We start from the raw sequence: 22,032 nt of genomic DNA on the forward strand, positions 1-22,032 counted from the left end.
TCACGTCCTCCAGCTTGGTTGAAATCCTGATCTCACCTGTCGAGCTCGCGCTCGAGCGCTTTCGGATTGGCCGCGAGGCGTTGCCGGATTTCCTCGGCAACGTCTCCGACATACATCTCTTCCAGCCCGCCCTTGAGACCCGACACGATCGCGTGCGCGATGGCGCGCGGCGCGACCTTCGGCGGCGGGACGGTTTGGAACCATTCGGTGTCGACGGGCCCGGTGAACAGATTCATCACCTTCACACCGCCGGGCCGCAGCTCCGCGCGAAGGCAGTGCGACAGCGACAGGCAAGCCGCCTGCGAAGCCGAATAAGCGCCAAAGGCAGGCCAGTTCGCCAGCGCGTAAACCGAGAGAATATTGACCCATGCGCTGCTGCTAATAATGCCGTCGGCACCTCGCATTCGCATGGCAGGACCAAAAGCCTGCGCGAGATTGATGAAGCCGAGATAGGCGTGGTCGATCTCGTCCCGCGCGATGCTCGTGCCCCTGCGATCGAGCAGGCCACCCGGCCGCACATATTCCGTCGTGTTGACGAGGATATCGACTTTGCCGCCGATATCGGCGGCAAGATCGACCGCCGATTTTTCGTCAGCCGCATCGAGAGTAACGATCTCGATCCCATCTTGACCGCGCAACAGATTCTCGCCGGCGAACGGCCGCCATGGTTCGGCGACGCCGACGAACACCGTCTTGGCGCCCGCGACCTTCAACGCTGCAACGGCTTCCTGGCCGATCACGCTCCGGCCATTGGTCACAAGCACGCGCCTGAATTTCGGATCGGCCGTCATTTCCCGCCACTGCTTGTCGTCCGCCATGTTCGGAGTCTCTCCCTCGGGACGGGCAAAGGCGACCGCCTGCCCGCTCTTATCGAGTTGCAACGACATGCGGACGACTGCGCCCTCTGCGCAATCGGCATGTAGATGCGCGACAATGGTCGGACCGCAGTCCATCTTCACGAGGCCGATCCGCCACGGCGCACGCTCGCGGAAATAGACGTCGCTCGGCACGCGTGCCGTCGTCTCGGCGAGCAGCAGGCCGCGGCGCGGGGCATCGACGAAGGTGAGGTCTGACGACAAGCAAGACGGACATGCCTCGCGCGCTGGATAGGCAAAGGAGCCGCACCCCTCGCAGCGCTGCAACATGAAGCGGCCTTCGGCGGCCGCGCGCGTGAACCCGTGCGACGTCCTGCTGCGCGGTCGCGGTGGCGAAGCAGGCAGCCGCGTTCGCAGCAGCGGATTCTTGCGCCCGGGCGGCTTGATCGGCTCAATCATCGCGAAGGCCCTGCAAGGATCGCGGCGCCCGAGGCGAGACCGCGGTCATAGTTGATCATACCGAATCCCGAGGCGAGAGCGAGACTTGCATTCCTGACTTGCGTGGGACCCGCCGTGCCCAGAATCTGCCGCAGGCCTTCGACGAGACCGAGATAGGCGCCGGCCGCGCCGGCCTGCCCGACCGAGAGTTGTCCCCCCGAGGTGTTGTGCGGGAAGTCGCCGTCGATGGTGAGATCGTGCTGGCGCACGAACGCGGCGCCTTCGCCTTTCTTGCAGAAGCCGAGATCCTCGAACTGCATCATGGTGATGACGGGATAGTCATCATATGTCTGCACGACATCGAGGTCATCGGGTTTCACGCCAGCCATCGCGTAGAGCTCGCCGACATCCATCGCCCAGCCGCCGCGCACCTGCATCGGATCGTCGGCAAAGGCGTTGTGCCGCTCGATTGTCGACAGCAGCCGCGCCGCGGGCAAACCCAGCGAGGCCGCCGTCTCTTCGCGCATGACGAGGAACGCCTCCGCGCCGGCACATGGCATTACGCAATCGAACAGATGAATGGGGTCGGAGATCGGCCGCGCCGCCAGATATTGCTCCATCGTCAACGGCGCCTTCATCAGCGCGTGCGGGTTGCGCAGGGCATTGGCGCGCTGGGCAACGGCGATCCTGCCGACATCCTCACGCGTGACCCCAAACGTCCGCATGTAGTTGCGCGCAATCAGCGCAAAGCTCGAATTGGCCCCGCCCGCGCCATAGGGATAGACGGCATCCTGGTTGAAACGCGAGAAGTTCTCGAGCGTCAGCCTGAACGAATCGACGTGGTTGGTATCGCCGGCGACGCACGCCACGATGTCGGCATCACGGGCCTGAACCGCCCGCGCCGCCTTGCGCAGGCCTGCGATGGCGCTGGCGCCACCGAGCGGGATCGTATCCAACCATCGGACGCAGAGCCCGAAATGCTGTGTCAATCCGACCCCGCTGTCGGTCCCCATGGTGAAACTGGAGACGCACAGGCCGTCGATATCGGAGGCCTTGATGCCGGCCTGCCCGACGAGTGCACTCAGCGCCCGCCCGATCCACCATTGCGCACTTTCAATGGAGTAGCGCACATAGGGAATCGTGACAGGAGCCGCGATCACCACGCCGTCGTAAGGTGCGCGCAAGGAATTGGTCACTGACCGCCCTCGTTCATCCGCCTCAGACCAGCGTCAGTTTCACGGTTATATTGCCGCGCGTTGCGTTCGAATAGGGACAGCGTTCATGCGCACCGGCAACGACCTGTTCCGCCACTGCTTTTTCGACGCCGGGCAGATTGACCTTCAGCTCGACGGCGAGCGCGTATCCGACGGGCACCGGTCCCATCGCAACCCTCGCCGTCACGGATGGCTCGGCAGAGGGCACCACCTTACGCGTGCGCGCGACGAGCTTGACCGCGCCGAGAAAGCAGGCGGCATAGCCGGCCGCAAAAAGCTGCTCGGGATTGGTACCTTCACCACCGGGGCCGCCGAGCGATTTCGGCACGGACAGCGACACCGATAATAGACCGTCGGTGCTGGCGGCCTTGCCGTCCCGACCTCCCGTCGCCGTCACCTCGGTCTCGTACAGAATCTTTTCGGGAGTCATCATGATGGGTTCTCCAGAATTAGCGGCTATTACGGGCGAGCAGTGCGCGAAAATCGCTGCGCGCCTGGGCGCTGGCACGTTTGAAGCTCGGCCCGCGGCTGGGCTCGGTGCCGTTGAGCTTGCGGAGCTGCACCCACATCTCGGCGTTCTTCAGCGCCACGGCCGCACAGTTGACCACCGGCGCGTGGCCGACCTTCAGGCCATGCTCCTTCCCGATCAGAAGGCCCGGCAGCACGCCGGCCGGGATCACGACATCAGCGCCGTGCTCGACCAGCGGAAGGGCGCAGCCGACGAAATCCTTGATCATCCGCGCTTGCGCTGCAGCATCCCCGGCGAACGCATCGGCGAAGTCTTCCGGCTTGCAGCCAAGGCCAACCACATGAACGACCCGATCGCCGAGGCCGTAACGTTCGGCCTGCTCATAGTGCCAAACCTCGAAGACGGGATCGAGCGTCACAAGGCCGAGACGCCGTCCGAGCTGTGAGGCCGCCAGCAGCGTTGCCTCGCCGGTCCCGATCACGGGAATGTCGAGCGCCGAGCGCAGCTCGTAGAGGCCGGGATCCTGGAAATGCCCCATGACGAAGGCATCGAAGCCGCCCTCCTCGGCCGCAATGCCGTTGTCGATCGCCTGGACGGCGCAGCGCAGTTCCGCAAGCCGGCCGAACTCGCGGTCCGGCGGACTGATGCCCTCGACGTGAACCGTCGTGCCCGGTGCAGCGATGTTGTTGAGGTATTCCGACAGTCGCGCCATGTAGGGCGCGTTCACGCTCGCATCAACGAAGCTCTGCCAGAAGATGCGCATCGTCCTTCTCCTCAAGCGTCGATCGGAGGATCGGTCGTCGGCTGCCGATGAATATATTTCAATCATAAACTAATTCACGCGTCAAATGCGCGCCGTGGCGATCGCGCGGCTCGCCGTACAGGCAAGGCGCGCACAGCTTTTTCGTTCAACCGGGCTACCAGGAAGCGCCGCGCACTGGCCAAATTGTATGCAACAACATTTTTTTCTGACGGCCCCGTGACACGTGTTGACGGCACCACTGACAATACTTTAGGCTTTAAGTAATTCATCGCCGGCCAGGGACCGGCGGCCATGACAATGATGTTGCAGGGCACCGATTTTGAGACACTCGATCGTGTGGACACTCGCCGGGCTCGAACAGCCGGCCGCGCATCGCGGCCGCACCGATTTCATCGTTCCGGAAAAGGCTCGCCTGCATTCACCGGTGGGTCCGACGTTCGCGCGGCAAGCAACATCATGACTGCCGAGCGCCGGGGCGAGCAAATTCTCTTCGGTCGCGCCCGGCCTTTGGCGCTGCAGCAATGCTTTCGATCAGCTGGCTCGTCGTTCGGGGTCCCCGCGCGGCAGCTTCACGGCATTCCTATCCAGCATCAACGGAGGAGAACGCATATGCGCAAGACTCTGAGCTTACTTGCCCTTGTCGCCGGAATCGCCGTGGCCCCGGCGGCGCAGGCCGAGATCACCATCGGCTTCGTCACCTCGCTGAGCGGCAACGGCTCGTCGATCGGCATCCCCTACGGGCGCGGCATCAACGCCGCCTATGAATACAGGAAAACCATCAACGGCGAGACCATCCGCCTGATCCAGCTGGACGATGGCTCAGACCCGTCGGCCGCAACCCGCAACGCGCGCAAGCTGGTGGAGGAAGAGAAGGTGGACCTCCTGATCGGCACCGCGACGGCGCCCTCGACCATCGCCATGGCGGCGGTGGCGAGCGAACTGAAGGTGCCGATGATCGCGGTCTCGCCGATCGGCAAGCTGCCTGATGCGCCCGAGCAGTGGGTGGTGTCGGTGCCGCAGCCGGCCTCCCTCCTCGTCAAGATCGTCGCCGATCGCATGAAGCGCGATGGCATGAAGAACATCGGATATATCGGCTTCTCCGACGCCTGGGGCGACCTCGTCTATAACGGCGCCAAGGCCGCTGAAGCCACCGGCGAGATCAAGATCCAGAGCAACGAGCGCTATGCCCGCACCGACACTTCGGTGACCGCGCAGATTCTCAAGGTACTCGCGACCCGCCCCGACGCCGTGCTGGACGGCGGCTCGGGAACGCAAGGCGCGCTGCCTCTGCTCAGCCTCGCCGACCGTGGCTTCAAGGGAAACACCTACGGCACGGTGGCTCTGGTCAATCCGGACTTCGTGAATGTCGGCGGCAAGGCGGCCGACGGCATTCAGGTCTCCGCAGGTCCCGTGATCGTCGCCGAGCAGTTGCCCGATGAGCACTTCGCCAAGAAGATCGCGCTGGATTTCCGCGCCGTCTACCAGAAGGTCCATAACATACCGACCACCGACGGCTTCTCCGCTTATTCCTTCGACGCCTGGCTGATCTTCGCCAATGCCGCCGAGCGCGCGCTGAAGACTGCGAAACCCGGCACGGTGGAATTCCGCGCGGCGCTGCGAGACGCGATCCTCAGCACCAAGGAGCTGGCCGGCGTGCATGCCGTCTACAACTTCAAGCCCGGCGCGGTGACCGGCGTCGACGAGCGTTCGCTCGTCGTGGTGCGGCTGACCGGCGGCGCCTGGAAATACGCGCCTTAGTCGGACGCCGGCTGGCCACCACAACGAGGGGACAGCGTTCTCAATGACGAGCGACATCGCAGCCATTCTTGCGATCGACGGGATCGCCACCGGCGCAGTCTATGCGCTGGTGGCGATCGGGACCGTCCTCATCTTCACGGTGACGCGGGTCATCTTCATCCCCTTTGGCGACATCGCGGCCTTCACGGCGCTGACGCTGGCCGCCCTCGACGCCAAGCGCTTTCCGGGCACGGGCGCGCTGGTCGTCATCCTCGCGTGCCTGGCAACCCTGATCGAGATCATCTCGCTGCTACGGGCCCGCGAGCCCCGCTTGCTACCGCGCGCACTCTTCTTCTATCTCGTGCTGCCGCTCGCCATGGTCGGCCTCGCCTGGCTGACGATGCGCGCCGATCCCCCTCTCGCCGTCAGACTCGTGCTGGCGTTGATGCTGATCACGCCGATCGCCCCGCTGCTGGACCGGATCGTGTTCCGCCCCATCGCGGATGGAACGGTGCTGCTGTTGCTCACCGTGTCGGTCGCGCTGCATTTCGCGCTGGTCGGCCTCGGCCTCTTGTTCTTCGGCCCTGAAGGCGTCCGCACCGAGCCGCTGACCTCGTTCTCGACCGAATTCGCGGGCGTGCTGATCTCGGGTCAGACCATGCTGATCGTGATCGCAGCGCTCGTCTTTTCCGGCCTGCTCTATCTCTTCTTCGACTTCACGCTCGTCGGCAAATCGCTGCGCGCCACCGCCGTGAACCGAACCGGTTCGCGCCTGATGGGCATCCGCCCCGCCCGCGCCGGCACCATTGCTTATCTCCTGGGCTCGCTGATGGCCGGCGTCTCCGGCATCCTGATCGCACCCGTCAACACCGTGTTCTACGATTCCGGCTTCCTGATCGGGCTGAAGGCCTTTGTCGGCGCCATCGTCGGCGGCATGACCAGTTATCCTGGAGCCGCGATCGGCGCGGTCGGCGTCGGCATCCTCGAAAGCTTCGCGTCGTTCCAGAGCAGCGCGTTGAAGGATGTCATCGTGTTCTCGCTGCTGATCCCGATCCTGATCTGGCGATCGCTCGCCTCGCTGCATTCCGAGGAGGAGATCGAGGAATGACGCGCCTTCACGTTCAGCTCGCAGCAATGGCCGCGGTGGCGTGCATCGCGCTCGCGCCGCTCGTGCTCAGCCCGTTCAGCATCACGCTGATGAACTATATCGGCATCTATTCGCTGGTCGCGATCGGCCTGGCGCTGCTGACCGGCGTCGGCGGCATCGTGTCGTTTGGACAGGCCGCCTTCGTCGGCGTTGCGGCCTATGCCACCGCCTGGGTCTCGGCGCTGAACGGATACTCGCCGTGGCTCGGCCTCGTGTTCGGCGTGGCGCTGACCTGCTGTGTCGCCGCCATTCTCGGCGTCGTCACGTTGCGCCTGCAGGGCCATTTCCTGTCGCTGTCGACTGTCGCCTGGGGTCTCGCCATCGGCTTCCTGTTCGGAAATGTCGACGGGCTCGGCCGCTTCAACGGCATCTCGTCGATTCCGCCGATCAGCATCGGATCGTTCGCGCTCGTCTCCAGCGACCAGATCTATTTCCTGATCTGGGGCATTGTCGCCTTGGTCCTCTTCCTCGGCTACAATCTCCTTGACTCCCGGCTCGGCCGCGCCATGCGCGCGCTGCGCGGCGGCAACATCCTGGTCGAGAGCCTCGGCATCAACGCCTTCCGGATCAAGCTCGTCACCTTCGTGATCGCCGCGTTCCTCGCCTCGCTCTCCGGCTGGCTCTATGCCCATATGAGCCGATTCATCAGCCCGGGGCCGTTCGATGCCGGCATGGGCATCGAATATCTGATGATGTCGATGGTGGGCGGCGCCGGCAGCCTGCTCGGCGGCGTCGTGGGCGCGGCCATCGTCACGCTGCTGAAGAACAGCGTGCAGGACTATCTGCCGCTGATCGCCAAGGGCGCCTCCGGCCAGCTCGAGATCGTCGCGTTCTCCGCGCTGTTCATCCTGTTCCTGCAATGGGCGCGCCAAGGCATCGTGCCATCAGTCGCGCGCTATCTGCCTAAGATCCAGCGCGGGCGGCCGCCCGTCGCGCCGCCCCTGCCCCGCCGCGCACAACCGGCACCGGGCGAGCTGCTGCTGAAGGTCGACGGCGCCGAGCGCCGGTTCGGCGGCCTCGTCGCCGTGAACAAGGTCAGCTTCGACGTCCGCTCCGGCGAGATCCTCGCCGTCATCGGACCGAACGGCGCCGGCAAGAGCACGATGTTCAACTGCCTCACCGGCGCGCTCCGGGTCAACAAGGGCGAGATCGTCTTTGCCGGGCGCCCGATCACGCGCGATCCGCAATCGCGCATCGCCAGGGGTGGAATCGCCAGAACCTTCCAGCACGTCAAACTGCGGCCGCGCATGAGCCTCCTGGAGAATGTCATGCTCGGGACCTATGCGCGCACCAGCACGGGCCTGTTCGCCGGCGCCTTCCGCCTCAACCGGCGCGAGGAGGCCAGCGCAAGGCACGAGGCCTTGATGCAGCTCGAACGTGTCGGGCTCGGCGACAAGCCGTTCGAGCTCGCCGGCAATCTTCCGCTCGGCAACCAGCGCATCCTGGAGATCGCGCGCGCGCTCGCCGCCGACCCGGCGCTGCTGGTGCTGGACGAGCCCGCGGCCGGCCTGCGCCGCCAGGAGAAGCTGCGGCTTGCGGAGCTGCTGCGGTCACTGCGATCGGACCATCTCACCATCCTGATCGTCGAGCACGACATGGAGTTCGTGATGTCGCTGGTCGACCGCATCGTGGTGCTCGATTTCGGCTCGAAACTCTGCGAGGGCGCGCCGGCCGCGATCCGCAGCGACGAGCGCGTGCAAGAGGCCTATCTCGGAGGCGTCGCGTGAGCGAGATGTTTTCGATGCGAGGTGTGACCGTCTGCTACGACAATGTCGAAGCGGTCCGCAACGTCACGCTGTCGGTCGAGGAAGGACAGATCGTCACCGTGATCGGCCCGAACGGCGCCGGCAAGACCACGCTGCTGATGGCCGCGATCGGCCTGCTCGCTGCGCGCGGCCGCCTCGTGTTTCAGGGCAACGACATCGGCAGGATGTCGGTCGAGGACCGCGTCGAGCGCCGGCTGTGCCTGGTGCCGGAAAAGCGCGAGCTGTTCTCCGACATGTCGGTCGCCGACAATCTGCTGCTCGGCTCCTACAGCCTGCGCGATCGTTCCGGCGTGCAGAAGACGCTCGACGAGGTCTACGATCGCTTCCCCCGCCTGAAGGAGCGGCAGCGCCAGGCGGCAGGCACCCTCTCCGGCGGCGAACGCCAGATGCTCGCGCTCGGCCGCGCGCTGATGGCCAAGCCGAAACTGCTGATGCTGGACGAACCCAGCCTCGGCCTCGCACCGCTGATCGTGCGCGAGATCTTCCGCACCATCGCCTCGCTGCGCGACCTCGGTGTCTCCATCCTGCTGGTCGAGCAGAACGCCCGCGCCGCGCTGGAGACGGCCGACTACGGCTATGTGCTCGAGACCGGCGAGATCGTGCAGGCCGGCCCCGCCAAGGATCTGATCCACGATAACAGGCTGATCACGGCCTATCTCGGCGGACACTGAACCCAGTTGGATCAGGCCCGGCGAGCCACTGCGACAAAACGTCGAAAACAACCCCATGCACAGTAGCCGGCGACAGCGTCATCAACGGCTTAGTCGCGGACTTACGGATTTTACGAAATCCTCTTGCTCCGTCGGGCAAAACAGTGGCATGATGTCATCATCGCCGCCTGCTTCATGCAGCGATCGCTCGTGCCCTCATCCCGCAGCGTCAGGGTGTCGTGTTCGCTCAGCGAGCCGGTCGCGGCTGATAGCGGTTAACGACCATGCCACAGGGATAGGCCTTGGATTGGAGAAGCATCAGTTGCTTTGTACGATTGCGTTCGAAAATCGACGCTCCATGGCCTAAAATGACAGGATTGATGAACAGCTGAAGCTCCTCCACCAGGTCCATCGCGAGGAGCGAAGACGCCAGACCGATCCCTCCGAAGGCGATGATGCTGCGTTCCGGCCGGTTCTTCAGTTTCCGCACTTCGTCTTCAAGAGGGCCCCCAGCGATCACAGTGCGGTCCCAACGGGATCGTGTAAGACGTTGGGTCAGGACGACCTTCGGGACGTCAACCACACGCTGAGCGAACGCATAGAACTTGTCGGCGGGATAGCGCTTCGCTGCGGCGCCCCAGTGATCGAGATATCCCCCTTCGATCATCTTCCGGCTGAGCAGAATGCAATCGATCGAGGCGAAAATGGAATTGAAGTCCCCTTTCAGGTCATCGTCCCAATTGCAACGCTCGCCCCATCCCCAGAGCTGCCAATCGACAGGCTTGTCGACGGCGAAATAGCCATCCGTCGACATCTGCATCTGCAATACCAACTTGCGCATCAACATGCTCCGGCCGCTTCTATGGGTGAGCCAAATGTGTCCGGCGGAGCTCGGCCATCGTCTTCCGCCAAAGTCGTGGGCCGCCTCTTTCGAGTTCCGCCGCTGCCGCCGCACTCTCCTTGGTGACAGGGCGATAGGCTCTCCCCCAAATGCCGATCTGTGCGATGACCGGAAACAAATCGATTCCCTTTTCGGTCAGGCTGTAGATTGCCTTTTGCCTGTGCGTCGGATCGTCGGACCTGGTGATAACCCCTGCTTCGAGCAGGCTGTCGAGCCGGTCGGCAAGGATGCGTGACGAGATCTTCTCGTCGGATTTCAGGAACTCGCGAAAATGCCGCTTCCCGGCGAACATTAGATCGCGAACCACCAGCAAGCTCCATCGATCCCCGAAAACCTCGAGGGCAAGGCTGATTGGGCAATTCGATCGCATTTCCTCGCGCATAGCGTCAGACGCTCTCATTATGAAACTGCTTGCATAATGACATCAGTTCATGCACGATGCAACTGCTCTCTTAACGAGAGCATCAATCAGCTTTGTGCGGGAGCGGCCGATGTCGAATGCGCAGCGTAGAACTTTCGTGATCACCGGAGCGACGGGATCTGTGGGACGAGCCGCTTCAGCCCGACTTGAAGCGATGGGACATAAAGTGCGGCCGGTTGCGCGGCGGTCGGGCGTCTCGTTTGACGATCCCGGAGCGCTCGACAGGGCCTTCGAGGGCGTCGATGGTGCCTACATCATGATTCCGTTCGACTATGCGGCGCAGGATCTTCACGGGCGCGAGGAGGAAATCGCCGAGAAGCTCGTTTCAGTCTTGTCAAAGCGGAGGCCGAGGCGGGTCGTGCTCCTGAGTGGATTGGTGGCGCATCATGGCGGCGGCACCACAGGCAGCGCGAGAGGAGCCGCGCTGATGGAACTCCGGCTGAATGAATTGCTCATCCCCGAGCTGGTCCACTTGCGGGCGGGCTTCTTCATGGAAAACCTCCTTCAGGGGATCGAGCAGATGATTGCGACGGGCGTTTTCGCCTCGCCGTTCAGCCCGCACCGCGCAATGCCGATGGTTGCCGCAGCCGATGTAGGCGGGCGCGTGGCGGAATTGCTCACGGAAGAACCTTTCCGTGGCCCGCAAGTCCAGGAACTGCATGGCGGCGGTGATTATCGGATGAACGAAGCCGCGGCGATGCTGGGCAGGGCAACGGGAAAGCCGAATGTGAACTATCTTCAATTGGACTACGGCGAGGCGCGCGAGGCGATGATCAAAGCGGGACTGTCGGAAAGCTTTGCCAACGCAGTCATACAGACTGCCCGTAGTTTCAACGAAGGGGAGCAATGGGCGTTAGAGGCGCGATCACCGCGCAACACCACTGTGACGACTTTGGAAAGGTTCGCCGCCACCCTAACGCTGCCTAAGCCCTAATTCCGAAGACCTCGCATACACCGAAGGCCCCTAGAGCCCATCGGCAATATCCCGCCGGCTGACGCCGAACAGGCGACTCCGCGACGCTGACACCCCGGCCACGGCGGCATAACTCAAGCCGAATGATCTCGCCGATCCCGGAGCGGTTCGTATCCATTCGTCCGGGGCGAGCGCTCGCCCGCTCGTCGCGAGGGCCTAGCTGTTCCGCGACAACCCGTTCTCATGGTCAGCTTTTTCGAGTGCATGAAGAGCCGATCTTCCCTCCAGCAGCCGGGCTTCTTGCGGATTTTACGAAACTCGCTTGCTCCGTCGGGCAAAACAGTGGCATGATGCCATCATCGCCGCTCGTGGGATGGCCAACAGCCCCGGCTGCCAACCAGAGCGCCAGCTTGCGGAGAGCCTCTTCCTGGTGCGATGGAGACGTTGAAAGCAGGGAAGCGTTCGGGGTACGGGCAGCGATGGACTTTCGACAGCTTGAATATTTCCTGCGTGTCGCGCAGCGCAAGAACATATCGCTTGCCGCGGCTGACCTGAACATTGCCCAGCCGACCCTGACCAAGAGCATCAGGCTGCTCGAGGAGCAACTGGGCGTCAAATTGTTCGAGCGTCTGCCGCGTGGCGTCGCGCTGACATCGTTCGGGACCACGCTGCTGCGCCACGCCGAGGCCGTGCACGTCCAGATGAAGGATGCAGGTCACGAGATTGCCGCGCAGCGCTCCGGCGCCGTCGGCACGGTCGTGATCGGAGCGGGTCCGACATGGCTGCGCCGTTATCTTCCGGCGGCTCTGGCGCGCACGTTCTCGGCGCATCCGCTGGTGCGCGTCCGCATCGAGGCCGGTTTCGATGAAAAGCTGCTTCGCGCGCTGAGGCAAGGCGAGCTCGATTTCGTCGTCGCCGAGATTCCCTCGCCCGAGGACCGGCGGGAATTCGAGGCCCTGACGCTCACGTCGGACCGGCTCGGCGTCTGTTGCCGGCGCGGCCATCCGTTGACCCGGCGCCGACGGGTCAACATGCGCGACCTGCTGCAATATCCCTGGATCAAGCCGCCACATGCGACGCGGGCGCATCGCCGGCTCGATGCGCTGTTCGTCGCAAACGATCTGCCGCCGCCCTCGAGCGTGCTCGAAAGCGGATCGGTGGCGCTTCAGCTCAACGTGCTTCGGCACTCCGACGCGCTCGCCACCACCGTGTCGAAGACGTTGCAGACGCCTGAGGGCGATGGCCTCGTCATGCTCAATGTTCCCGAGCTTGCGCTGACGCGCGATGCCGGCATCATCACGCGCAAGGACGGCTGGGTCTCGCCGGCGGCCGCGGGGATCATCGATGCGCTCAAGACCGTCTGTGCCGCGGAGACAGCGGGCCGCAAAGGCAAACCATAGCTTTTGTCTATACCTGCGACACAATTATCTCTTTGTAAGAATACCTGAATCCTGTTTTGCTTGGCGTCCGAGAGAGCCGGAATCGGCCGAAACGCGGGCGGGAGGATTGATATGCCGGGACAGAGCGGGAAGCGTGGCCTGACGCGCCGTCAGGTCGTGGGTGCAGGGGGTGCGGTCGCGCTGGGGCTCGCTGCGCCGTGGCGCTACGCGGCGGCGGCCAAGGTCGCGCCGATGACCATCGTGATCAACCAGTCGCCCTGGTTCGACAGCTTCCGCAAGACGGTCGAGCTCTACGAGAAGGAAACCGGCAACCAGGTCGAGCTCGACGTCAATCCCTTCGCGGGATCGCTGGAGAAGCAGCGCAACTCGGTGCGTGCCGCCAACGGCCAGTACGACCTGCTGATCATGAACTCCGGATGGGTCGCCGAGATGTATTTCGGCGGCTTCGTCGAGCCGATCGCGGCGATCGATCCGTCCTTCAAGCTCGACCCTGATGTCTACACGCTCGACAACACCGTCTATTTCGATGCCGACAAGAAGACGATGGCGGCCTCCGGCAAGCTGATGTCGGTGCCGATCTCGCCGCTGATCCCCCTGCTCTATTATCGCGGCGATCTCTACAAGGACGCGGGCCTGAAGGCGCCCGAGACGTTTGCCGAGCTCGAAGCCAACGCAAAGAAGCTGCACAAGCCGCCGAGCCGCTACGGCATCGTCCAGCGCGGCGCCCGCGGGCCGGCGACCGTCAGCTACGATTTCTATCCCTATCTCTACGGCTTCGGCGGCGGCATCTTCAAGAACCAGGCCGCCGGCGACTACACGGTCACCCTCAACAACGAGGCCGGCCGCACCGCGCTCGACTATTATTTGCGAATCGCCAAGGAAGCCGGCCATCCACAGACGGCCTCGCTGGAGCAGGCCGAAGTGATCCAGAACATGCTGACCGGCAAGGCGGCGCACATCATGGTGGTGGTGTCGGCATGGTCGCAGATGGACGACCCTGATAAATCCGCCGTGGTCGACAAGGTGGAGTTCGCGGTCACGCCGCATGCGGACGGCTTCTCGACCGGTCCGGGCCTTGGCCATTGGCTGGGCGGCATCGCACGCAACGTGCCTGACGATCGCAAGCGCAGCGCGCTGGAATTCCTGCGCTGGTTCCAGACTAAGGAAGCCCAGCTCGCCTACACCAAGGTCGGCGGCATCCCCGTCAGCGCGGCAAGCTATCGCGACCCGATCGCGCAGGAGCGCCGTTACCGCTGGATGAAGCCGCTCGGCGAAGCCTTGCCGCACGCGGTCAACATCTATCAGTTCCCGGAAGCGAGCGAGGTGATCTCGATCCTCGAACTCGGCCTCAACCAGGCCGTCGCCGGCAATACAACGTCGGTCCAGGCCCTCAACAGCATGGCCGAGCAGATCTTTGGCGTGATGTCGAAGCACGGCTACAATACCGGCAAACTGCCCGCACTGCCCTGAGGCTCAAGATGAAGCCATCAGCGAGCGCCGCCGCGCAAATGGCTGCGGTGGCGGCAGAACCATCCGCCCCGGCGGGCCGGCCGGCCGCGGCCGACTTCCGGCGCGGCCTCGATGAGCGGGCGTGGCGCTGGCTGACGCTGTCGCCGGCACTCCTCCTGTTGCTTGCGCTCAGCGTGCTGCCGCTGGTCAATCTGTTCGCGACGAGCTTCTTCACCGTGAGCTGGAGCGGCGGGCATTCGAGCTTCGCCGCTGCAGGCTTGAACAACTATCGCGCGCTTGCCGGCGACACGCTGTTCCGCGCCGGCATCCTCAACACGATCCTGTTCGCGCTGTTTGCCGTCGGCGGCCAGATGCTGTGCGGCTTCGTGCTTGCGCTGCTCTGCACCGGCGTCACGCGCGGCCGGCTGCTTTATCGCACCATTTTCATCCTGCCGATCCTGGTTCCCGGCATCGTCGTCGGTGCGATCTGGAAGCTGCTGCTCAACTTCGATTTCGGCCTGGTCAACCAAGCGATCGCACTGGTCGGGATCGATCCGCTCAACTGGCTCGGATCGGCCACCACGGCGCTGGCTTCGGTGATCTTCGTCGACATCTGGCACTGGACGCCGTTCTGCTTCCTGCTGTTCCTCGCCGGCCTGCAATCGCTGCCGCAGGATGTCTACGAGGCCGCCAAGATCGATGGCGCCTCCGGCTGGCAGGAACTCACCTACGTGACGCTGCCGATGATGCTGCCGACCATCATGGTCACGTTCGCGTTTCGGCTGGTGCTGGCCTTCAAGGTCTTCGACGAGGTCTATCTGCTCACCGGCGGCGGGCCGGGCACGTCGACCCAGGTCATGAGCTTCACGCTCTACCAGCGCTTCTTCCGCGAGGACCAGACCGGATATGGCTCGGCGATGTCGGTCGCGATCATCTTCATGACCTGTATTCTGCTGTCGGCGGCCTTCGCGGCGCGCGGACGGATGGGGGCCGCGAAATGACGATGCCTCCGAAAGCGCGCGCGCTGATCGTTCATGCCCTGCTGGTCGCGGCGGCCTTGCTTGTGCTCATCCCCGTGGTCTGGGTCGTCGCTGCCGGATTCCGCACCCAGATCTCGCTGCTGTCAGGCGCGTTCTGGTTCACGCCGGTCCTGAAGAACTTCAACGAGGTGCTGTTCTCCAAGACCTCGGACTTCCTCGTCAACTACCGCAACTCGCTCGTCGTCGGCACGCTCAGCACGCTGATCTGCCTCCTCGCCGCCACGCTCGCCGCATGGTCGCTCAACCGGATGTCCTGGCCGCGCTGGTTCGTGCACGTCTTCCTTGGCTGGGCGTTGGTATTTCACATGTTTCCGCCGCTGGCACTGGCGAGCGCCTGGTTCACCATCATGCGCACGGTCGGCCTCGACAACACGCTGACCGCCGTGGTGCTCGCGCACACCGTGCTCAATTTGCCGATGGCGCTGTGGCTGATGGGCGTGTTCGTGCGCGACGTGCCGGTCGAGCTCGAGGAAGCCGCCCGGCTCGACGGCGCCACGACGCCGGTCCTGCTGTGGCGGATCGTCCTGCCGATCATTGCGCCGGGCCTCGCCGCAACCGCCATCCTGACCTTTGTGTTCAGCTGGAACGATTTCGGCGTCGCGCTGACGCTGACCATGAAGCAGACCGCAACCGTGCCGGTCGCGATCGCCAAATTCGCCCAGGACTACGAGATTCTCTACACGCAGATGGCGGCCGCCGCCGCGCTGTCGATCCTGCCCGCACTCGTGCTGCTCATCATCGGCCAGCGCTACATCGTGGCGGGTCTCACGCAAGGCGCCGTGAAATAAGACGCGATCAACGAAGGAAATGCCATGAAGACGGTCTTCGTTCTCTTTGATTCCCTCAACCGCCATCTGCTCGGCGCCTATGGCGGCAAGCGAATTCCGACACCGAACTTCGATCGCCTCGCCGCGAAGACGCTGACCTTCGATCGCCATTATGTCGGCAGCCTGCCCTGCATGCCGGCGCGGCGCGATCTCCTCACCGGCCGGCTGAGCTTCCTACACAGGAGCTGGGGCCCGCTCGAGCCGTTCGACAACGCGATGCCGGAGCTTCTACATCACGCCGGCATCTACAGCCACCTCATCACCGATCACTTTCACTATTGGGAGGATGGCGGGGCGACCTATCACAATCGCTACGACAGCTACGAGTTCGTGCGCGGCCAGGAGGGCGACCCCTGGAAGGCGATGGTGCAACCGCATTGGGAGCGGCTGCGCGAGATGTATCACGCGCGCCAGTTCACCACCGACCGGCGCAAATACCACTCGCAGAACATCATCAACCGCGAATTCATCAAGGAGGAGAAGGACTTTCCGTCGGTGCAGTGCTTTGCGCACGCCTTCGACTTCCTCGACCGCAATTACGACGCCGACAACTGGTTGCTCCAGCTCGAGACCTTCGATCCGCATGAGCCGTTCCACGCACCTGCCAGGTTCAAGGCGCCGTTCGACAGCGGCTGGAACGGGCCGATCCGCGACTGGCCGCGCTATGGAAGGGTCGACGAGCTGCCGGCCGAATGCGAGGAATTGCGCGCCAACTATTATGCCGTGGTGTCGATGTGCGACTTCCTGCTCGGGCAGTTGCTCGACGATTTCGACCGCCGCGACATGTGGAAGGACACCGCCCTCGTCGTCACCACCGATCACGGCTTCCTGCTCGGCGAGCACGATTTCTGGGCCAAGAACCGCATGAATCTCTATGAGGAGATCGTGCACATTCCGTTGTTCGTGCACGATCCACGGCGCCCGCAGCCCGGGGCGCGAAGCGGGGTCCTCACCCAGTCCATCGATCTCGCGCCGACATTCCTCGATCTGTTCGACGTGGCGCCGCCGCGGGAAATGGAGGGACACTCGATCCTGAAGGCTGCGCATTCGGCCCAGCCGTTACGCGAGGCCGCGCTGTTCGGCTATTTCGGCGGCGCCGTGAACGTCACCGATGGCCACTACACCTATCATCGCTTTCCCGCCGACCTGACGACGCAGGAAATCTTCCAGTACACGGTGATGCCGACGCATATCCGCTCACCGTTCCTCCCCGAGGAGCTCGCCGGCGCATCGCTGTCGGACGGCTTCCCCTTCACCAAGGGCGCCAAGCTGCTCAAGGTCCCCGTGATCGAGCGTTCGCCGATGTATCTCAATTACGGACCAGGCGCGCTGCTCGAGAACGACACGCGGCTCTATGATCTCGCCAAGGATCCGGGCCAGCAGCAGCCGGTGAAGGACGCTGCGCAGGAGGCGCGCCTCGTGGCGCTGATGGCGCGCCTGATGGCCGCCAACGAGGCTCCATCAGAAGCTTTCGGCAGGCTCGACCTGCCCGAACCGGCGGCGCAACGCGAGATGTCCTCGTGACGGCCGGGGATCTGCGCGCCAAGGTCGGCGACCTCAGGCAGTTCGCGAGCGTCCGGCGCATCGTGCTCGATGAGGGCGTGGAGCGCGGTGTCGCCGCGCTCGCCTTCTCCAACGGAGGCGGTCTCGATTTCTGGACACTCGCCGACCGGTCGCTCGACATCGGGCCGCTCTGGTGGAGGGGCATGCCGATTGCCTGGCAGAGCATGGCGGGATTTCGCAGTCCGCATTTGCACCATCCGGAGGAAGATGGCGGGCGCGGCTACAGCCGTACCAATTCCGGATTCCTCGTCACTTGTGGCCTCGATCATTTTCGCCAGCCGGTGCCAGGCCATCCCATGCACGGCCGGCTGCCGTTCACGCCGGCGCGCGTGACGGCGCACGGCGAAGACTGGAGCCGGACCGAGCCCGTGCTGTTCTGCGAAGGCGAGGTGATGCAATTCCGGTTTGGCGGCGAAGCGCTGCGCCTCAGGCGCCGGCTCGAGGCGCCCATCGGCGGCAACCTCCTGCGCATTCGCGACGAAGTGACCAACCTTGCGAACGAGCCCACGCCGCAGGCGAGCCTTTATCATTTCAATTTCGGTTACCCCGCTCTCGCGCCGGGATCATCCGTGACCCTTGGCGCGCGGCGCCTGCTGGATGTCAAGGCACTGCCCGACCTCTCGTTGCCGTCCGAATCCATCAGCTTTCCCGCCGGCGATCAGGGCGCCTCCGCGGCTTGCAAGCTGGCCACGCCGGTTGACAACGACACGATGCTGGAGATCGCCATCACGTTCGACGTCAGCACGCTTCCTCATCTTCAGCTCTGGCACGACCTGCGGCCACATGCCTGCGTGCTTGCGATCGAGCCCTGTACCAGCGCTAAAGTGAATGGAACGGAAGCCGTGCTGATGCCCGGCGAGAGTCGCGCTTACGCTTTGGAGATCGCGTTCGAGGTGAAGAGCTAATTCTGGCGCTTCGGCCGCACCACCCGCGTCAGCATCGGAAAATGCTTGTTGCCGCCTGCGAATGGCGGAAACTTCACGAAGTCCGCGCGCATGTGCTCGATCACGTCGGAGCCGAGCGCGTGCGCGAGGGCCGCGGCGCTGTCGAACACCAGCTTGTTGCGCTGCATGTGCTCAACGCGCTGCGACGGCAGGCGGTCGACCCAGTCGATGCGGGTGTAGATCTCGATCTGGCGGACGTTGGGAAAGGTCCGCATGATCGACGGATGATGCTCGAGATAATGCAGGTTCCAGGCGTTGATGTCCTCGGCCGGGCCGGGATAGTGCACGAGGTAACTGCATGGCGTTGTCGTCGTCGTCCCTGCCGGATGCTCGGCGACATCGACGGGGAATGCGCGTGTCAGCATCACCTGGTGCGTGACGTCGAGGCCAGTGAGGCCAGGCAGGCCTGCACCGGTTGCGAGGCTCGCTAGGATGCCGCCGCGATCCATCGCCGCCTCGCAGGCGAACAGGTCGGGAAAGCGCAGTTGAAGCGCAAACACCGGGCCTGAGCCATCGGCCTTGTAGGGATGATCGACCGACTGTTCGAGCGGTGTGAACAGCATGGCCTCGGTCATGTCGGGGATCGATCCGACCAGCTCCGCGACGGCGTCCACCTCATCGGGATGAACGCGCCGTTCGCCCGCAGAATCCGAGAACGTCATGAACAGCGAGATCATGCCGGCGTTGCCTCCGCGCCCTCGCCCGCGCTCACATGCGACACGAGCGCGGCTCTGATGTCATCGGGCCATGGGATCGCATGATGGTCGACCAGCGAAGTTGCGGCAAGGATCTGCCGCGCGCGCCAGCGCGGGCCGTTCGCGCCTGATATGACGTGCCCCAGATGGAGCGAGGAGCCGCCGACCTTGATGATACGCAAGTTGAACGTCAGGAGGTCGCCGAACATCGAGGGCCGCGAGAAATCGCAGGCGAGATGCACCGTGGGCGTCCCGATCTTCCTGATGGTGATCAGCTCCTGCCACGGAAAACCGACCCTCGCCCAAAAGTCCTCGACGACGCCGTTGAGGATGTCCAGGTAGGATGGGAAGTACGCGATCCCCGAGGGGTCGCAATCTCCGAACCTGAGCTCGCGATCGAACTTGAAGACCGTCATCAGATCGCAACGACCGGGTGCCTGATGACACCGACGCCGTCGACCCCGGCCTCCACCACGTCGCCCGGCCATAGCCATTCCTGCGGGCTCATGCCGGCGCCGACACCCTCCGGCGTCCCTGTTGCGATGATGTCGCCCGGCTCGAGCGTCATGCCCGACGAGATGTCCGAGATCAGGACCGGGATGTCGAAGATCATGTATTTGGTGTTGGAGTCCTGCTTCATGACGCCGTTCTTGGTCAGCCATAGCCGCAAGTTCTGCGGATCTGGAATCTCGTCCGCGGTGACGATGCAGGGACCGAACGGCGCATAGGTGTCCATGCCCTTGGAGAAGATCCACTGCCCGGCGCGGCGGTTGTCGCGCGCGGAAATGTCGATCATCACGGAATAGCCGAACACGTGGTCCATCGCGCTGTCGGTGGAGATGCGTGTTGCGGTCTTGCCGATGATGACGGCGAGTTCGACCTCCCAGTCGAGCTGCTGCGTCATCTTGGCGTTGTGCTGGATAGCGCCGCCCGGGCCGATCACCGAGGTCGGCGGCTTGGAGAAGACGACCGGTTGCTTCGGCAGGTCGTTGCTGGTGTCGAGGCTCTTGGCGGATTCCGCGACATGGGCGCGGTAGTTCAGGCCGATGCCAAAGATGTTCTTGCGCGGGCGCGGAATCGGCGCCTGCAGCTTGACGTCCTCGACCGAAACGGCGGAGCCGGCCGGGAAGCGAGCGTCGGCCGCCTCCAGTGCCTCCTTGAGCGCCGGCAGCAGGGTCACGCTGTTGTCGATGAACGACAGCATGTCATCAGGCCATGTCACGCCGCTGGCCGCACCGAGATGCTCGACATCGACGACCAGTCCATTGACGAGGGCTCCCAGACGGGCACCGCTGTTGCCCAAGGTATAGGTGACGAGACGCATGAAAGATTTGATCCGGCTGTTCTGGTTGAATTCCGCGAGAGGGTGTCAGGCCGCGACCGACTGGTAGCCGCCATTGTCGCCATAGGCCTCTTCCCGATAGAGCCCGAGACCTTCGATGACAGGGAGATCGTTGAAGCAGAACAGGCAGGCATCCTCGCTCGCGGAGGCATTGCCGTGCTCGTGCCAGGCCCAGGAGGGAACGCAGAAGATGTCCCGCTCCTCCCAGTCGAGCCGCTTGCCGCCGATGATCGAATAGCCGTGCCCCTTGGCGACCTGGTAGAGGAAGCTCCCGGTGTGGCGATGCGATTTTGTTTTTTCGCCGGGCCGCAGCATCTGCATGCTGGCGCCGATCGTCTGCATCACATGGCCGCCGGTGATCGGGTTGACGTAGTTCATGAGCGTGCCGTCGTAGGGCGAGCCGTCTGTTGCAGCGGCGTATTTCTGCAAGGACTCGTAGGTCGGCTCCCACTCATATTTGAACATGGGGGAATAGCCCTTCGACCATTTCGAGCCGGCCGGCCGAAGACCGGGATTGCCCCAGGTCTTGGTCATGTCGTCGACGGGATAGAACGACGGCTCCTGCTGGAGCTTTGGATGCACGACGAAGAAATTGGCCTCCAGCGCGTTGACCAGCGGAATGTCGAGGCCGTCCTGCCAGATGCAGACCGAGCCGTTGCCTTCGACGCCGTGCTCGTGCCAGGTGCCGTTCGGCGTCAGCACGAAATCCCGCGCGCCCAGCGTCATCTTGTGACCGTCGACGACGGTGTAGGCGCCCGCGCCTTCCATGATGAAACGCAGCGCCGAGGCGGAGTGCGCATGGGCCGTGGCGACCTCGCCGGGATGCATCACCTGCAATCCCGAATAGAGCCAGCCGACCGCGGCGGAGACGTCGCGGCGCCCGGGGTTGTTGAGATAGATCACCCGCCGCCCCGCCTTCTCCGGCGAGACCAGCTCGACCGAGCGCAGCACGTGCTCGCGCAGATCCTTGTAGCGCCAGAGCACGGGGACGGAGGCGGATTGCGGCGCCCACGGCTCGATCTTGTTGGCGACCGTCCAGAGCGCGCCGGCTTCGTATTTTTCGAGGTCCTTGTAATAGGCCTTGAGCTCGGGCGTGTCCTCGACATTGGCCCGGCCGATCACGTTCTCGCGCATACTGTCCTCCAAGTCCTGTCTGGCTTCAACCCGAGCAAAATAAGGTAGTTGAACGGATTTGGCCGCGCGGGTCCTTCGCCTCTCCCGCTTGCGGGAGAGGCCGACGCGCTCGCAGAGCGCGGCGGGTGAGGGCTCTCTCCTCTGGGGGAGTGGCCCGTTGCGGAGCCACCCTCTCCCCGACCCTCCCCCGCAAGCGGATAGCCGGGCACGAACACTTCGGGGAACGCGACGAGCCTGGCGCCGTCGGCCGCAGCCTCACGCACCAGTGAGGCAGCCTTGTCGGCGGTCGCGCTCGCATTGAGATAGACTGGTGAAGTCCGGACGGCGGCGGCTTTAAAGCGCTGTAGCTTCAGCATCGACCCACCCTGTCGGCTTGCTCATGCCCGCCTCGCCGGAAGCGACAA

22 protein-coding genes are annotated in these 22,032 nt (G+C 64.0%); 11 read left to right on the forward strand and 11 right to left on the reverse strand.

The features are described 5' to 3' along the window. Positions 1–32 precede the first annotated feature (32 nt). The 4 genes from XH91_RS22240 to XH91_RS22255 are packed head-to-tail and all read right to left on the reverse strand — an operon-like array spanning position 33 to position 3,699. Complete coding sequence (locus XH91_RS22240; protein ID WP_128952552.1) at positions 33–1,274, reverse strand: SDR family NAD(P)-dependent oxidoreductase; 1,242 nt, start codon at positions 1,272–1,274, stop codon at positions 33–35. Next, positions 1,271–2,449: a thiolase family protein gene (locus XH91_RS22245; RefSeq protein ID WP_128952553.1), complete on the reverse strand. Its 1,179-nt coding sequence runs from the start codon at positions 2,447–2,449 to the stop codon at positions 1,271–1,273. The genes XH91_RS22240 and XH91_RS22245 overlap by 4 nt, the downstream gene beginning before the upstream one ends. 22 nt (positions 2,450–2,471) lie before the next feature. Next, entirely contained in the window at positions 2,472–2,900 is a 429-nt protein-coding gene (locus XH91_RS22250) for an organic hydroperoxide resistance protein (RefSeq protein WP_128952554.1), read from the reverse strand. Between the two features lie 16 nt (positions 2,901–2,916). Further along, positions 2,917–3,699: an aspartate/glutamate racemase family protein gene (locus XH91_RS22255; RefSeq protein ID WP_164933733.1), complete on the reverse strand. Its 783-nt coding sequence runs from the start codon at positions 3,697–3,699 to the stop codon at positions 2,917–2,919. A gap of 609 nt (positions 3,700–4,308) precedes the next feature. Here XH91_RS22255 and XH91_RS22260 point away from each other — a divergent pair. Genes XH91_RS22260 through XH91_RS22275 form a run of 4 tightly spaced genes read left to right on the forward strand, consistent with a single transcriptional unit; the run spans position 4,309 to position 9,020 of the window. Continuing rightward, a complete protein-coding gene (locus XH91_RS22260; protein ID WP_128952556.1) occupies positions 4,309–5,457 on the forward strand; it encodes an ABC transporter substrate-binding protein in 1,149 nt (382 codons plus the stop codon). 43 nt (positions 5,458–5,500) lie between these two features. Next, a complete protein-coding gene (locus XH91_RS22265) occupies positions 5,501–6,544 on the forward strand; it encodes a branched-chain amino acid ABC transporter permease (protein WP_128952557.1) in 1,044 nt (347 codons plus the stop codon). Further along, positions 6,541–8,310 (forward strand): branched-chain amino acid ABC transporter ATP-binding protein/permease, encoded by a 1,770-nt coding sequence (locus XH91_RS22270; protein WP_128952558.1) that lies wholly within the window; start codon positions 6,541–6,543, stop codon positions 8,308–8,310. The genes XH91_RS22265 and XH91_RS22270 overlap by 4 nt, the downstream gene beginning before the upstream one ends. After that, complete coding sequence (locus tag XH91_RS22275) at positions 8,307–9,020, forward strand: ABC transporter ATP-binding protein (protein ID WP_128952559.1); 714 nt, start codon at positions 8,307–8,309, stop codon at positions 9,018–9,020. Before XH91_RS22270 ends, XH91_RS22275 begins: the two co-directional genes overlap by 4 nt. A gap of 226 nt (positions 9,021–9,246) precedes the next feature. On the opposite strand, the gene XH91_RS22280 is transcribed toward XH91_RS22275, so the two are convergent. Next, the gene (locus XH91_RS22280; RefSeq protein WP_128952560.1) at positions 9,247–9,840 is read right to left on the reverse strand and encodes a dihydrofolate reductase family protein; all 594 of its coding nucleotides are present in this window, start codon (positions 9,838–9,840) and stop codon (positions 9,247–9,249) included. A gap of 19 nt (positions 9,841–9,859) precedes the next feature. Next, positions 9,860–10,207 carry a winged helix-turn-helix transcriptional regulator gene (locus tag XH91_RS22285; protein ID WP_245470722.1) on the reverse strand — a complete coding sequence of 116 codons (348 nt, stop codon included), beginning with the start codon at positions 10,205–10,207 and terminating at the stop codon, positions 9,860–9,862. Between the two features lie 184 nt (positions 10,208–10,391). On the opposite strand from XH91_RS22285, the gene XH91_RS22290 reads away from it, so the two are divergent. The 7 genes from XH91_RS22290 to XH91_RS22320 all read left to right on the forward strand — a co-directional run bounded on the left by XH91_RS22290 (position 10,392) and on the right by XH91_RS22320 (position 18,418). Next, positions 10,392–11,255, forward strand: coding sequence for an NmrA family NAD(P)-binding protein (locus tag XH91_RS22290; RefSeq protein ID WP_128952562.1), 864 nt, complete (start codon positions 10,392–10,394; stop codon positions 11,253–11,255). Between the two features lie 458 nt (positions 11,256–11,713). Further along, positions 11,714–12,634: a LysR family transcriptional regulator gene (locus XH91_RS22295; RefSeq protein WP_164933734.1), complete on the forward strand. Its 921-nt coding sequence runs from the start codon at positions 11,714–11,716 to the stop codon at positions 12,632–12,634. 111 nt (positions 12,635–12,745) lie between these two features. Next, entirely contained in the window at positions 12,746–14,104 is a 1,359-nt protein-coding gene (locus XH91_RS22300) for an extracellular solute-binding protein (protein WP_128952564.1), read from the forward strand. Between the two features lie 8 nt (positions 14,105–14,112). Further along, complete coding sequence (locus XH91_RS22305) at positions 14,113–15,084, forward strand: carbohydrate ABC transporter permease (protein ID WP_128952565.1); 972 nt, start codon at positions 14,113–14,115, stop codon at positions 15,082–15,084. After that, entirely contained in the window at positions 15,081–15,911 is an 831-nt protein-coding gene (locus XH91_RS22310) for a carbohydrate ABC transporter permease (protein ID WP_128952566.1), read from the forward strand. Before XH91_RS22305 ends, XH91_RS22310 begins: the two co-directional genes overlap by 4 nt. Positions 15,912–15,935: 24 nt before the next feature. Continuing rightward, a complete protein-coding gene (locus XH91_RS22315; protein WP_128952567.1) occupies positions 15,936–17,474 on the forward strand; it encodes a sulfatase in 1,539 nt (512 codons plus the stop codon). Further along, positions 17,471–18,418, forward strand: a complete 948-nt coding sequence (locus XH91_RS22320; RefSeq protein ID WP_164933735.1) for a DUF4432 family protein — start codon at positions 17,471–17,473, stop codon at positions 18,416–18,418. The genes XH91_RS22315 and XH91_RS22320 overlap by 4 nt, the downstream gene beginning before the upstream one ends. On the opposite strand, the gene XH91_RS22325 is transcribed toward XH91_RS22320, so the two are convergent. The 5 genes from XH91_RS22325 to XH91_RS22345 are packed head-to-tail and all read right to left on the reverse strand — an operon-like array spanning position 18,415 to position 21,984. Then, complete coding sequence (locus XH91_RS22325; protein ID WP_128952569.1) at positions 18,415–19,134, reverse strand: hypothetical protein; 720 nt, start codon at positions 19,132–19,134, stop codon at positions 18,415–18,417. The two genes, XH91_RS22320 and XH91_RS22325, sit on opposite strands and share 4 nt — an antisense overlap. Next, complete coding sequence (locus XH91_RS22330) at positions 19,131–19,568, reverse strand: acyl-CoA thioesterase (protein WP_128952570.1); 438 nt, start codon at positions 19,566–19,568, stop codon at positions 19,131–19,133. Before XH91_RS22330 ends, XH91_RS22325 begins: the two co-directional genes overlap by 4 nt. Further along, positions 19,568–20,476, reverse strand: coding sequence for a fumarylacetoacetate hydrolase family protein (locus XH91_RS22335; RefSeq protein WP_128952571.1), 909 nt, complete (start codon positions 20,474–20,476; stop codon positions 19,568–19,570). The genes XH91_RS22330 and XH91_RS22335 overlap by 1 nt, the downstream gene beginning before the upstream one ends. Positions 20,477–20,521: 45 nt before the next feature. Next, positions 20,522–21,628: a cupin domain-containing protein gene (locus tag XH91_RS22340; RefSeq protein WP_128952572.1), complete on the reverse strand. Its 1,107-nt coding sequence runs from the start codon at positions 21,626–21,628 to the stop codon at positions 20,522–20,524. Next, a complete protein-coding gene (locus XH91_RS22345) occupies positions 21,613–21,984 on the reverse strand; it encodes a nitrilase-related carbon-nitrogen hydrolase (RefSeq protein WP_128952573.1) in 372 nt (123 codons plus the stop codon). The genes XH91_RS22340 and XH91_RS22345 overlap by 16 nt, the downstream gene beginning before the upstream one ends. Between the last annotated feature and the right edge of the window lie 48 nt (positions 21,985–22,032).

This window comes from Bradyrhizobium guangzhouense, assembly GCF_004114955.1.
Classification (GTDB): Bacteria; Pseudomonadota; Alphaproteobacteria; order Rhizobiales; family Xanthobacteraceae; genus Bradyrhizobium; species Bradyrhizobium guangzhouense.